This window comes from Salinarimonas rosea DSM 21201, from assembly GCF_000429045.1.
Taxonomy (GTDB): Bacteria; Pseudomonadota; Alphaproteobacteria; order Rhizobiales; family Beijerinckiaceae; genus Salinarimonas; species Salinarimonas rosea.
Genome location: NZ_KE386841.1, coordinates 210,794 through 224,023 on the forward strand (window position 1 = coordinate 210,794; position 13,230 = coordinate 224,023).

At 69.5% G+C, this 13,230-nt stretch carries 8 protein-coding genes; 1 reads left to right on the top strand and 7 read right to left on the bottom strand.

Annotated features, from left to right (window positions below):
* Window positions 1-204: 204 nt before the first annotated feature.
* Window positions 205-2,361, bottom strand: coding sequence for a malate synthase G (locus tag G407_RS0122305; RefSeq protein WP_029032590.1), 2,157 nt, complete (start codon window positions 2,359-2,361; stop codon window positions 205-207).
* A gap of 336 nt (window positions 2,362-2,697) precedes the next feature.
* Between G407_RS0122305 and G407_RS0122310 the strand changes: the two genes are divergently transcribed.
* Window positions 2,698-3,792, top strand: coding sequence for a S1C family serine protease (locus G407_RS0122310; protein WP_029032591.1), 1,095 nt, complete (start codon window positions 2,698-2,700; stop codon window positions 3,790-3,792).
* Between the two features lie 4 nt (window positions 3,793-3,796).
* Here G407_RS0122310 and G407_RS29425 read toward each other — a convergent pair whose 3' ends face one another.
* The 6 genes from G407_RS29425 to G407_RS0122340 form a co-directional block, all read right to left on the bottom strand.
* The gene (locus tag G407_RS29425) at window positions 3,797-4,663 is read right to left on the bottom strand and encodes an ABC transporter ATP-binding protein (RefSeq protein WP_084327738.1); all 867 of its coding nucleotides are present in this window, start codon (window positions 4,661-4,663) and stop codon (window positions 3,797-3,799) included.
* Window positions 4,660-5,415: an ABC transporter ATP-binding protein gene (locus G407_RS0122320; RefSeq protein ID WP_029032592.1), complete on the bottom strand. Its 756-nt coding sequence runs from the start codon at window positions 5,413-5,415 to the stop codon at window positions 4,660-4,662. Before G407_RS0122320 ends, G407_RS29425 begins: the two co-directional genes overlap by 4 nt.
* A gap of 5 nt (window positions 5,416-5,420) precedes the next feature.
* The gene (locus tag G407_RS0122325) at window positions 5,421-6,632 is read right to left on the bottom strand and encodes a branched-chain amino acid ABC transporter permease (RefSeq protein WP_029032593.1); all 1,212 of its coding nucleotides are present in this window, start codon (window positions 6,630-6,632) and stop codon (window positions 5,421-5,423) included.
* 6 nt (window positions 6,633-6,638) lie between these two features.
* Window positions 6,639-7,667 (bottom strand): branched-chain amino acid ABC transporter permease, encoded by a 1,029-nt coding sequence (locus tag G407_RS0122330; protein WP_029032594.1) that lies wholly within the window; start codon window positions 7,665-7,667, stop codon window positions 6,639-6,641.
* A 94-nt stretch (window positions 7,668-7,761) separates the two neighbouring features.
* Window positions 7,762-9,123: a substrate-binding protein gene (locus G407_RS0122335; RefSeq protein ID WP_029032595.1), complete on the bottom strand. Its 1,362-nt coding sequence runs from the start codon at window positions 9,121-9,123 to the stop codon at window positions 7,762-7,764.
* 379 nt (window positions 9,124-9,502) lie between these two features.
* Window positions 9,503-13,096, bottom strand: coding sequence for an indolepyruvate ferredoxin oxidoreductase family protein (locus tag G407_RS0122340; protein ID WP_084327739.1), 3,594 nt, complete (start codon window positions 13,094-13,096; stop codon window positions 9,503-9,505).
* Window positions 13,097-13,230: the final 134 nt, after the last annotated feature.

Here is a 13,230-nt window from a genome sequence, read left to right on the forward strand (position 1 = left end):
GGCGAGGCCCGCCTGTTGCACCGCGGCAACGGCCACGCTTGCGGCAGGCTCCGACCGCCTCCTCCCCGCAGGGGAGGACGACGGCCGAAGGCCGGAGGGCGGGGAGGGCGGCGAACCGGCTCGGCAGGAGGCCCGAACGGCCCCACCGCCCGCGCTTCGCGCGGACTCCTCCCCTGCGGGGAGGAAGCGGCGTGGCGGGCGCGGTCAGGCTTGCGCCTTCTTCTCCAGGCGCCGCGCATGGAGGACCGGCTCGGTGTAGCCCGAGGGCTGGACGCGGCCCTCGAAGACGAGGTCGCAGGCCGCACGGAAGGCCGGGCCGTCGAAGGCGGGGGCCATCGGCTGGTAGAGCGGATCGCCCGCGTTCTGCCGGTCGACCACCGCCGCCATGCGCTTCATCGTCTCCAGGACCTGCTCGCGCGACACGACGCCGTGATGGAGCCAGTTCGCCAGGTGCTGCGAGGAGATCCGGCAGGTGGCGCGGTCCTCCATCAGGCCGACGTCGTGGATGTCGGGCACCTTGGAGCAGCCCACGCCCTGGTCGATCCACCGCACGACGTAGCCGAGGATGCCCTGGGCGTTGTTCTCGATCTCGGAGCGGACCTCCTCGTCCGACCAGTTCGGCCGGTCGGCCAGCGGGATCGTCAGGATGTCGGCGAGCGGCGCGAGGCCGCGCTTCGCGAGCTCGCCCTGGCGGGCCTTCACGTCGACCTCATGGTAGTGCGTTGCGTGCAGCGTCGCGGCGGTGGGGGAGGGAACCCAGGCGCAGCTCGCGCCCGCCATCGGGTGGCCGACCTTCTGCTCCAGCATGGCGTTCATGCGGTCGGGCATGGCCCACATGCCCTTGCCGATCTGCGCCTTGCCGACGAGCCCGCAGGCCAGCCCGACGTCGACGTTGCGGTTCTCGTAGGCCTGGATCCAGGCCGTGCCCTTCATGTCGTTCTTGCGGACCATCGGCCCGGCTTCCATCGAGGTGTGGATCTCGTCGCCGGTGCGGTCGAGGAAGCCCGTGTTGATGAACACGACGCGGTTCTTGGCGGCGCGGATGCACTCCTTGAGGTTCACCGTGGTGCGGCGCTCCTCGTCCATGATGCCGACCTTGAGCGTGAAGCGCGCGAGCCCGAGCGCATCCTCCACCCGGCCAAAGATCTCGTTCGTGAAGGCGACTTCCTCGGGCCCGTGCATCTTCGGCTTGACGATGTAGACCGAGCCGGCGCGCGAGTTGCCGGGGCCGTGGCCCTTCAGGTCGTGGATCGCGATCGCCGACGTGATCATCGCGTCGAGCAGGCCCTCGAAGATCTCGTTCCCGTCGCGGTCGAGCACGGCGGGGTTGGTCATCAGGTGGCCGACGTTGCGGATCAGCATCAGCGAGCGGCCGTGGAGCGTGAGCTCCCGCCCGTCGGCTCCCGTGTAGACGCGGTCGGGGTCGAGGCGGCGGGTGAAGGTCCGCCCGCCCTTCGCGACCTCCGTCGCGAGATCGCCCTTCATCAGGCCGAGCCAGTTGCGGTAGGCGACGACCTTGTCGGCGGCATCGACGCAGGCGACCGAGTCCTCGCAGTCCATGATGGTCGAGACCGCGGACTCGAGGATCACGTCCGCGACGCCGGCCTTGTCGGTCTTCCCGATCGGGTGGGTGCGGTCGACGGCGATCTCGGCGTGGAGCGCGTTGTGGCGCAGGAGCACGCCCTCGGGCGCGTCCGCGCCGCCGCGGTGGCCGACGAAGCGCGTGGCCTCCTCGAGCCGCGTCTCGGCTCCGCCCTCGAGCGTGACGACGAGCGCACCGTTCTCGACGCGGTAGCCCGTCGCGCCGGCGTGGGAGCCGTGGGCGAGCGGCGCGATCGTGTCGAGGAGGCCCTTGGCCCAGGCGATCACCCGCGCCCCGCGCTGCGGATCGTAGCCGCCGCCCGTCGGCGCGTCGCCGAGCGCGTCGGTGCCGTAGAGCGCGTCGTAGAGCGAGCCGAAGCGGGCGTTGGCCGCGTTGAGCGCGTAGCGCGCGTTGGTGATCGGCACGACGAGCTGCGGGCCGGCGATCGTGGCGATCTCAGGGTCGACGTTCGTGGTCTCGACCGCGAAGTCCGCGCCTTCGGGGACGAGGTAGCCGATCTCGCGCAGGAACGCCTCGTAGGCGGCGGCGTCGTGCGGCTTGCCGCGGCGCTCGAGGTGCCAGGCGTCGACGGCGCTCTGAAGCTCCTCGCGGCGGGCGAGCAGCGCGCGGTTCTTCGGCGCGAGGTCGTGCACGAGGTCCGACAGGCCCCGCCAGAAGGCGTCGGCGGACACGCCGGTGCCGGGCAGCGCCTCCTCCTCGACGAAGGCGTGGAGCTCGGCGGCGACCTTGAGGCCGTGGGCGTCGATGCGCTGAGTCATGGATATCCTCCCTCGTCGTGGACCGCGGCGGGCCGAGGATAGGAGCTAGCAGTGCGGCGCCCGGGGTTCAATCGCGGGGGACGGGGAGGGATCTTTTCGAGAATGGAAAGAATGGGGGCGCGATGTTTCGTGCGCGCCACCTCCCCGCAGGGGAGGACGGAGGCCGAAGGCCGGAGGGTGGGGAGGACGGCGGGCCGGCTCGCGAGGACATCGAACGGCCCCACCGCCCGCGCTTCGCGCGGACTCCTCCCCTCCGGGGAGGTACTGGGACACCGCCCGAACCGTCACCGTGCTGCGCGCGTTCTTCCGCGAGCCGCCGCCATCCCAGGAGACCTCGTGACCACCGGCTTCTTCCGCCTCGTCCTCGTGGCGCTCGTCGCGCTGTTCGCGGCCTACGTCGCGGAGCCCTACCTTCTGCGGCTGTTCTTCTCCGAGGCGGAGCCGCGGGCGGTCTCCGTGAGAGGGGACCTCGGCGGCCTGGAGATCAACGCCGTCGAGGTGTTCGCGCAGGCCTCGCCCTCGGTCGTGCACGTCTTCGGGCGCGCCCCGGGTGCCGGCATGCTCGACCCGCGGGGCGGCGGGCTGCAGTCCGGCTCGGGCTTCGTGTGGGATCGGGCCGGCCACGTCGTCACCAACAACCACGTGATCGCCGGCGCGCAGGAGGTCTCGGTGCGGCTCGCCGACGGCGAGATCGTCGAGGCGGCCGTCGTCGGGCGCGCGCCCAACGTCGACATCGCCGTGCTGCGGCTGTCGCGGCCGACCCGCATCCCGCCGCCGCTGCCGATCGGCGCCTCGGACGAGCTCGTCGTCGGGCAATGGACCTACGCGATCGGCAACCCGTTCGGGCTCGACCAGACGCTGACGACGGGCGTGATCTCCGCGCTCCAGCGCACGCTGCCCACGGGGCGCGGCCGCGAGATCGCCGACGTGATCCAGACCGACGCCGCGATCAACCCCGGCAATTCCGGCGGGCCGCTGCTCGATTCCGCCGCGCGGGTGATCGGCGTCAACACGGCGATCTTCTCGCCCTCGGGCGCCTCCGCCGGCATCGGCTTCGCGGTGCCGATCGACGTCGTCAACGACGTCGTGCCCGAGCTCATTCGCGACGGCACGGTGCCCACCCCCGGCATCGGCGTCGTCGTCGGCGAGGACGCGATCTCGCGCCGCCTCGGGATCGAGGGCGTCGTGGTCCTGCGGGTCGTGCGCGGCTCGCCGGCCGAGGAGGCCGGCCTGCGTGGCGTCGACATGCGCACGGGCGCCATCGGCGACATCATCCTCGCGGTCGACGGCGAGCGGGTGGAGACCTTCGCCGACCTCACCCGCACGCTCGGCGACGTCGAGGTCGGCGAGAGCGTGCGGCTTCTCGTGCTGCGCGATGGCGAGCCGCGGGAGGTCGTGGTGGAGACGCAGGACGTCTCGGCGCGGCTCTGAGCCCTCAGATCGCCAGGTACTCCTGCCTGAGCTCGACGTTGTCGAGCACGTCCTTCGCCGTTCCGTCGAAGACGATCTCGCCCATGTCGAGGATGATCGCACGGTCCGCCAGATGGAGGGCGGCGATGGCGTTCTGCTCGACGATGATCGTCGTCATGCCCAGCCGCTTGATCTCCTCGAGCGTGCGCTCGATCTCCTGGACGATCACCGGCGCGAGGCCCTCGTAGGGCTCGTCCAGCAGCAGCAGCTTGACGTCGCGCGCGAGCGTGCGGCCGATGGCGAGCATCTGCTGCTCGCCGCCCGAGAGCGTCGTGCCCTCCTGCTTGCGGCGCTCGCCGAGCCGCGGGAAGAGATCGTAGATGCGCTCGATCGACCAGCCTTTCGGCGGCGCGATCTGGGCGAGCTGGAGGTTCTCCTCCACCGTCAGCCCCTGGATGATGCGCCGGTCCTCCGGCACGAGGCCGATGCCGTTCTGCGCCGCGCCGTGGGCCCGCATGGAATGGATCGCCTTGTGGTCGAGCCAGATCTCGCCGTGGCGCACCTCCGGCGAGTCGGTGCGGGCGATGGCGCGCAGGGTCGAGGTCTTGCCCGCGCCGTTGCGGCCGAGCAGCGCCAGGATCTCCCCCTCGCGGACCTGGAAGGAGACGCCCTGCACGATGTAGCTCTCGCCGTAATAGGCGTGCAGGTCCCAGACCGAGAAATAGGCGTGCTCGGCGAGCGTCCGCGGCTTGGGGCCACCCTCGGCGTGGGCGAAGACCTCGTCCGCGAGCAGGATGCCGCCCCGCCGGCTCTCGACGGGAGCGCCCTCGCGGGCCGCGGGCGCCTCCGGCGCCTCGCGCGGGCGGGCGGCGGCGTGCGTGGTGTCGCTCATAGATGCGCTCCCCCGAGATAGGCTTCCTGGACCTTCGGGTTGCCCTTGATATTCTCGGGCAGGTCCTCGGCGATGATGGCGCCCTGGGCGAGCACCGAGATCTTCTGCGCCAGCGAGAAGACGACGTGCATGTCGTGCTCGATGACGACCATGGTGATGCCGCGCTTGGCGATCTCCTTGAGGAGCTCGATCGTGCGGTTCGTGTCGGCCCGCGACATCCCGGCCGTGGGCTCGTCGAGGAGGAGGAGCTTGGGCTCCTGGACGAGGCACATGGCGAGCTCGAGCCTCCGCTTGTCTCCGCGCGAGAGATGCTGGGCCTCGACATGGGCCTTGCCGTCGAGCTTGAGGTCGGCGAGGAGCGACATCGCACGGTCGCGGATGTCGCGCTCGGCCACGACCTGGTTCCAGGCGTGCAGGCCGAAGGCCCCGTCGCGCCGGGCGAAGGCGGGGATCATCACGTTCTCGAGGAGCGAGAGCTCCCCGAAGATCTCCGGTGTCTGGAAGACGCGCGCGACGCCGATCTGGTTGATCTGGTGGGGCGTCATCCCGATGAGCGGCCGCCCGTCGAAGGTGACGGAGCCGGTGTCGGGCGTGAGCTTGGCGATCAGCGTGTTCAGCAGCGTCGACTTGCCCGCCCCGTTCGGGCCGATGATGGCGTGGACCGAGCCCTCGGCGACGTCGAGGTTGACCTCGCGCAGGGCTTTCAGGCCGCCGAATGACTTGTTGACGTTCTTGACCTCGAGGATGCCCATGACGCTCACTCCGCGGCGCTGGAGGACGGGGCGCCGACCGAGCGCTCGTGCGCCCGCGCCGGCCGGCGGCGGAACAGGCGCGCGATGCGCTGGCCGCCCTCGACGATGCCGCCGGGCAGGAAGATCACGACGAGCATGAACATGATGCCCAGCGTGAGGTGCCAGCCCTTGCCGACGAAGGGGTAGAAGACGGCGACGACGAAGTCCTCGAGGCCGTCCGGCAGGAAGCCGAACCAGGTGTGGAGGATGCCTTCGTTGATCTTGGAGACGATGTTCTCCATGTACTTGATGAAGCCCGCGCCGAGCACCGGCCCGATCAGCGTGCCCGCGCCGCCGAGGATCGTCATCAGCACGACCTCGCCCGACGCCGTCCAGAACATGCGCTCGGCACCGGCGAGGGGGTCCATCGACACCATCAGGCCGCCGGCGAGGCCGGCGTACATGCCGGAGATGACGAAGGCGGCGAGCGTGTAGGGCTTCGGGTTCAGGCCGGTGTACTGCATGCGCTGCTGGTTGGATTTCACCGCCTTGAGCATCATGCCGAAGGGCGAGCGGAAGATCCGGATCGCGACGTAGAAGGCCGCCAGCATCAGCACGGCGCAGAGATAATAGCCCGCGTTGAAGGTGAACAGCCAGCCGCCGAGCGCCAGCTCCGCGCTGTCGCGCATCTCGAGCCCGAAGAAGTTGGTGAGCGGGATCGAGCCCTGCGGCGTCGCGCTGACGCCGAACACGCGCGGATCCGACAGCGACAGCTGCAGGCCGGTCTCCCCGCCGGTGATCGGGGTGAGCACGGAATAGGCCAGCGCGAAGGACATCTGCGCGAAGGCGAGCGTCAGGATCGAGAAATAGATCCCCGAGCGTCGCAGCGAGATCCAGCCGACGAGGAGCGAGAACAGGCCCGCGACCACGACCGACACGAGGATCGCCGGCACGACGTTCATCGTGAGCAGCTTCATCATCCACACGCCGGCATACGAGCCCACGCCCAGGAAGGCGGCGTGGCCGAAGGACAGGTATCCGGTCAGCCCGAAGAGGATGTTGAAGCCGATGGCGAAGATCCCGAAGATCAGGAAGCGCTGCATCAGGTCCGGGTAGCCGGCGTTGAACTGCGCGAGATCCGAGCCCACCGGGAACGGGTTGAGGATGAACGGCGCGAACACCGTCAGCGCCACCACGATCAGGAACAGGGAGGTGTCCTTCTTGTTCAGCCCGAGCATGGCGGCCTACTCCATGACGCCCTTGCGGCCAAGGAGTCCGCGCGGCCGCGTGAGGAGGATGATGATCGCGACGAGGTAGATCACGATCTGGTTGATGCCCGGGACGACGTTCGTGACCTGCGGCATCGAGGCGAAGCTCTCGAGCACGCCGAGCAGGAAGCCCGCGAGAACCGCGCCGCCGAGCGAGCCCATGCCGCCGACGACCACCACGACGAAGGACAGGACGAGGAAGTCCATGCCCATGTGGTAGTTCGGCGAGTTGATCGGCGCGTACATCACGCCGGCGAGGCCGGCCACCACCGCCGCGATGGCGAACATGATGGTGAAGCGCTTGTCGATGTCGATGCCGAGCAGGCCGACGGTCTCGCGGTCGGCCATGCCGGCGCGCACCACCATGCCGAACGTGGTGAACTGCAGGAAGGCGAACACCGCGGCGATGAGGATCGCGGCAAAGACGAAGTAGATCAGCCGCCAGTAGGGATAGATGATCGATCCCGGATCGAAGCCGATCATCACGCCGAAGTCGAGCGAGCCGACGAGCGCCGGCGGCGCCGGGGTCGGGATCGGGTTCGCGCCGAAGAAGTACTTGATGACCTCCTGGAGGACGATCGCGAGGCCGAATGTCACCAGGATCTGGTCCGCGTGCGGGCGCTTGTAGAAGTAGCGGATCAGCCCCCGCTCCATGGCGAGGCCGACCGCGATCATGATCGGGATCGCGAACAGGATGCCGAGCGGCACCGACCATTCGACGATCGTGCCGCCGATCTCCGGCCCGAACCACTCCTCGACGTAGGGGGTCTGGACCTTGAGCGGGTTGCCGAGGAAGTCCGTCCGGGTCGGGTCGGCGGTCTCGTGGGAGATGGCGAGCAGACGCGAGAGCGTCACGGCGCAGAAGGCGCCGAGCATGAACAGCGCCCCGTGGGCGAAGTTCACGACGCCGAGCGTGCCGAAGATCAGCGTCAGCCCGAGCGCGATCAGCGCGTAGGCCGAGCCTTTGTCGAGCCCGTTGAGGACCTGCAGGATGATGGCGTCCATGGAGCGTGCCGTCTCGGATCGGGGCCGTCGGGACCGCGAGGCCGGCCGCGCGTGTCCCACGCGGCCGGCCGATCGCGAAGCGCGTGTGCCGGGATCAGGCGCCGGGGTTGCAGCTGCCGAGCTCGCCGCCGGCGAACTGCGGGTGGTCCGGCGCGTAGGTGACCTGCTCGGTCGGCGTCACCTCGACGATCTCGACGAGGTCGAACTCGTCCTCCGGGTTCTCCTTGCCCTTCACGACCACCACGTCCTTGAAGCACTGGTGGTCGTCGGCGCGGTAGAGCGTCGGGCCGTTGCCGAGCCCGTCGAACTCGAAGCCCTCGAGCGCCTCGGCCACCGCGCACGGGTTGAACGAACCCGCCCGCTCGACGGCATCCGCGTAGAGGATCGCCTGGACGTAGCCGGTGTGTGCCGCCTGGCTCGGCGGGAAGCCGTACTTCTCGCCGAAGGAGCGCACGAAGGCGTTGGTGCCGACGTAGCGGTCGCCGAGCATGTTCTCGAGCTTCCAGTCCCAGTTCTGGGAGCCGAAGATGCCCTTGATGTTGGCGCCGGCGCCCTTGGCCATCAGCTCCGAGTAGAGCGGCACCACGATCTCGAACTGCTTGCCGTTCTTCTGGCGCTCGCGCAGGCCGAACTGCACCGCGTTGGTGAGCGAGTTCACCATGTTGCCGCCGTAGTGCACGAGGACGAGCACGTCCGCATCGGAGTTCAGCACCGGGGCGATGTAGGACGAGAAGTCCGTGGCCGCGAGCGGGGTGAGCACGGTCTCGACCGTGTTCCAGCCCATGGCCTCGGTCGCCTCGCGGATCGCCTGCTCGGTCGTGTAGCCCCAATTGTAGTCGGCGGTGAGATAATAGGCGTTGCGGTCGGTGCCGTAGGCGGTCTCGAGTACCGGCGCGAGCGCCGCACCGGACATGTACGAGTTGAAGAAGTGGCGGAAGCCGTTCGCCTTCTTGTCCTTGCCGGTGGTGTCGTTGGCGTGGGTGAGGCCCGCCATGAAGATCACGCCCGCCTCCTGGCAGAGCGCCTGCACGGCCACCGCGACGCCCGAGGACGAGCCGCCGGTGATCATCACCGCGCCGTCCTTCTCGATCATCGAGCGGGCGGATGCGCGGGCGGCGTCCGACTTCGTCTGCGTGTCGCCGGTGACGTAGGCGACCTTCTTGCCGAGGATGCCGTTGCCGGAGAGGGCCTTGGACGAGAACGTGTTGAGCATGCCGCCGTCGCCCTCGCCGTTGAGGTGCTCGACGGCGAGCTGGTAGGCGCGCAGCTGATCGAGGCCCTCGTCGGCGTAGGGGCCGGTCTGGGGTACGTTGAAGCCGAGCGTGACCGTGGAACCGGTCGGCTCGTTGGTGAAGGCGTTGGCGCGGCGCGTGAAGATGTGCGGCATCGCGAGGCCGGCGCCTACGACGGCGGTGCTCTTGATCAGGCCGCGGCGGTTGATTGTCAGCTTATTCATCGAGTCCTCCCGAGACTTTCGCTCGAAGTGGTGCATGCACGCTGGATCGGGCCAGTCTTCTCTCGCGCATGCCTCGACGCTAGCTCAGGGAATGTTGTCCATCTAGAGCGAATGCGCCTTCATGACCCTAGACATTCGTACGATTTCGCTGCGCTGCACTACGCGTCGTCTGCAGCGGATATCGCGAATGCGAAGAATTCCCAAGTGACTGAGATCAGGACGTTTCGTCATCCGCGCGGCGGACGGGGCAGCGGGCGCGAGCCCGGGTCGCGTACCGCACTGCGGAAAAACGACACGAGCCCCGCGACGGGGCGCGGGGCTCGTGTGCAGGATCGTCGATGCGGGTGCGCCGCTGCGCCCGAGGCGGCCGGGGTGCGGCCTACTCGGCCGCCGTCGCCATCTCCGTTCGCTCCGGATTGCGCAGCCGCTCCAGCAGCGCCGCCTCCTCCGCCTTCGCGGCGGCGAGGTTGCGCTCCTTCACGTGGCCGAAGCCACGGATCTTCGCGGGCAGCGAGGCGAGGCCGACCGCGGTGACGTGCGTCTCGCGGGAGAGCCGCGCGACGATCTCCTCGAGCAGCGCCTCGTACTCGCGGACCAGCCGGCGCTCCGTCCGCCGCTCGGCCGTGTAGCCGAAGACGTCGAGCGGCGTGCCGCGCAGGCCCTTGAGCTTCGCGAGCCCGCCGAACGCCTTCATCATCCACGGCCCGAAGGTGAGCTTGCGCGGCAGGCCGGTCTTCTTGTCCCTGGGCGCCAGCAGCGGCGGGGCGAGGTGGAAGGTGTAGCGCAGGTTCTCGCCCTCGAAGGTCTGGTTCACCTGCTGCTGGAACGAGCCGTCCGAGTACAGCCGCGCGACCTCGTACTCGTCCTTGTAGGCCATGAGCTTGAACAGGTTGCGCGCCACGGCCTGCGCGAGCGCGTCCGAGCCCGGCACCTTGTCGGCCTCCGCCTCGCGGACCCTGGCGACGAGCCGCTCGTAGGCGCGCGCATAGCGCTTGCTCTGGTAGGCCGTGAGGAACTCCACCCGCCGCGCGACCGCCTCGTCGAGCGTCTGCGAGAGCGTGCGGGCCTTGGTCGGCGCCTTCAGCGAGGCGACGAGCCGGGCGAGCCCCTCCGGATGCGCCGCCGCGCGCCGGCCGAGCCGGAACGCCTCGAGGTTCATCGGGACCGCCTCGCCGTTGAGCGCGATGGCGCGCTCGATGGCCTCGGCCCCGAGCGGGATCGCGCCCTTCTGCCAGGCGAAGCCGAGCATCATCATGTTGGCGGCGATGGCGTTGCCGAGCACCGCCGTGGCGATCGCGGTGGCGTCGAGGAAGTCGAGCCTGTCGCCGCCGGCATGGCGCTCGATCTCGCGGCGCAGGCGCACCGCCGGCAGGGAGAAGTCCGGGTTGCGGGTGAAGTCGCCCGGGAAATTTTCCGCCGTGTTGACCACGAGCGCCGTGCGCCCGGCGGAGACGCCGGCGAGCACCTTCTTCATGCCGGTGACGACGAGGTCGCAGCCGAGAACGAGATCCGCCGAGCCCGCCGCGACGCGGATGGCGTGGATCTCTTCCGGCGAGTTGGCGAGGCGCACGTGGGAATAGACCGCGCCGCCCTTCTGGGCGAGGCCGGCCATGTCGATCATGCCGCAGCCCTTGCCCTCGAGATGCGCCGCCATGCCGAGGATCGCGCCGATGGTGACGACGCCGGTGCCGCCCACGCCCGTGACGATGCAGTTCCAGGTGCGGTCGATCGCCGGGATCGCGGGCTCCGGTACGGACTCCGGCAGCGCGTCGGCCGAGCCCGTCACCTTCGCCTTGCGGGGCTTGGCGCCCTCCACCGTGACGAACGAGGGGCAGAAGCCCTTCACGCAGGAGAAGTCCTTGTTGCAGTTCGACTGGTCGATCTGCCGCTTGCGGCCGTACTCGGTCTCGAGCGGCTGCACGGCGACGCAGTTCGACTGCACGGAGCAATCACCGCAGCCCTCGCAGACGAGCTCGTTGATGATCACGCGCTTGTCCGGATCGGGATAGGTGCCGCGCTTGCGGCGCCGGCGCTTCTCGGAGGCGCAGGTCTGGTCGTAGATCAGCACGGAGACGCCGCGGACCTCGGCGAGCTGCCGCTGCACGTCGTCGAGATCGTCGCGATGGTGGATGGTGATCCCCTTCGGCCACTCGATGGTCTTGGGGTACTTGTCCGGCTCGTCGGTGACGAGCGCGATCCGCTCCACGCCCTCGGCGCGCACCTGGCGGGCGATCATGTCCACCGTGAGGTTGCCCTCGTGCGGCTGGCCGCCGGTCATGGCCACGGCGTCGTTGTAGAGGATCTTGTAGGTGATGTCGGTCTTGGTGTGCGCGGCCCAGCGCAGGGCGAGAATGCCCGAATGGTTGTAGGTGCCGTCGCCCAGGTTCTGGAAGACGTGGCCGCGCTTGGAGAAGGGCGCCTCGCCGATCCAGTTCGCGCCCTCGCCGCCCATCTGGGTGAAGCCCTGCGTGCCGCGCTCCATCCACTGGACCATGTAGTGGCAGCCGATGCCGGCATAGGCCCGCATGCCGTCGGGCACCTTGGTCGAGGTGTTGTGCGGGCAGCCGGCGCAGAAATGCGGCGTGCGGGTGCCGACGTCCGTCGTCTGCGCCAGCACCTCCTGGGCCCGGCGGATGCGCTCCACCCGGCCGCGCAGGTCGTCGTTGTCGTGGTATCGCAGGAGCCGCTCGCCGAGCGCGACGGCGATCTCGTTCGAATCGAGCGCGCCCTTGACCGGGAAGAGCCAGCGGCCCTCCTCGTCCTTCTTGCCGATGCAGGTCGGCTGGTCCGTCGTGCCGTAGAGCTCCTCGCGGACCTGGACCTCGATGAGCGAGCGCTTCTCCTCGACCACCATGACGAGGTCGAGCCCGCGGGCGAACTCGACGAGCTCGGCCTGGGACAGCGGCCAGGGGCAGGCGACCTTGTAGAGGCGAAGGCCCATGTCGTTGGCCGCGACCTCGTCGAGGCCGAGCTCGTCCATGGCCTGCCGCACGTCGAGATAGGACTTGCCCACCGTGATCACGCCGATCTTGGGTGTGCGTCCGCCCGACAGCACGAGCTTGTTCAGCCCGTTCGCGCGCACGTAGGCCAGCATCGCATCGCGCTTGAAGTCGTGCAGGCGCGCCTCCTGCTCGAGGATGCCGTCGCCGGCGCGGATGTTGAGCCCGCCCGGCGGCATGACGAAGCCGTCGGGGATCTCGATCTTCACGCGGCCGAGCGCGGCGTCGACGGAGGCGGTCGACTCGATGTTGTCCTTGACGCACTTGAAGGCGACCCACGCGCCCGTGAAGCGGCTCATGGCGAAGCCGTGCAGGCCGTAGTCGAGGATTTCCTGGACGCCGGCCGGGTTCAGGATCGGCATCATCACGTCGACGAAGTGGAACTCGGACTGGTGCGCCACCGTCGAGCTCTCGGCCGTGTGATCGTCGCCCATCAGCGCGAGCACGCCGCCGTTCGCGGCCGAGCCCGCCATGTTGCCGTGGCGGAAGACGTCCCCGGAGCGGTCGACGCCCGGGCCCTTGCCGTACCAGACGCCGAAGACGCCGTCGTGCTTGCCCTCGCCGCGCATCTGCGCCTGCTGCGAGCCCCAGACCGCGGTGGCGGCGAGCTCCTCGTTCAGCCCGGGCTGGAAGACGATGTTCGCGGCGGCGAGCTGCTTCTTGGCGCGAAACAGGTTGAGGTCGAGCCCGCCGATGGGTGAGCCGCGATAGCCCGAGACGAACCCCGCGGTGTCGAGCCCCGCGAGGCGATCGCGCTCGCGCTGCATCAGCAGCATGCGGATGATCGCCTGCGTGCCGGTGAGGAAGACCCGCTCCTTGGAAAGATCGTACTTGTCGTCGAGCGACACCGCGCGCAGGGCCGATGTCTGGAGCGCCTCGCCGATGGCACCCGCCGCGCGCTCGGCGGCTGCGGTCTCGCGATCCGGCTCCTGCCCGAGAGCCTCGGGTCCGGCGGCGCGTCGTACGTCGTCCATGGCTTCCTCCTCCTCGAGGCCGCGCCCGCCGGGTTTCCCGGTCTTCTCGCGCGAATTTACGTCAGCAATGCTGACATATCTCCCGCCTCCGGTCAATCACCCCTGCGGGCACTGCCGGAGCGGGGACGTGCCCG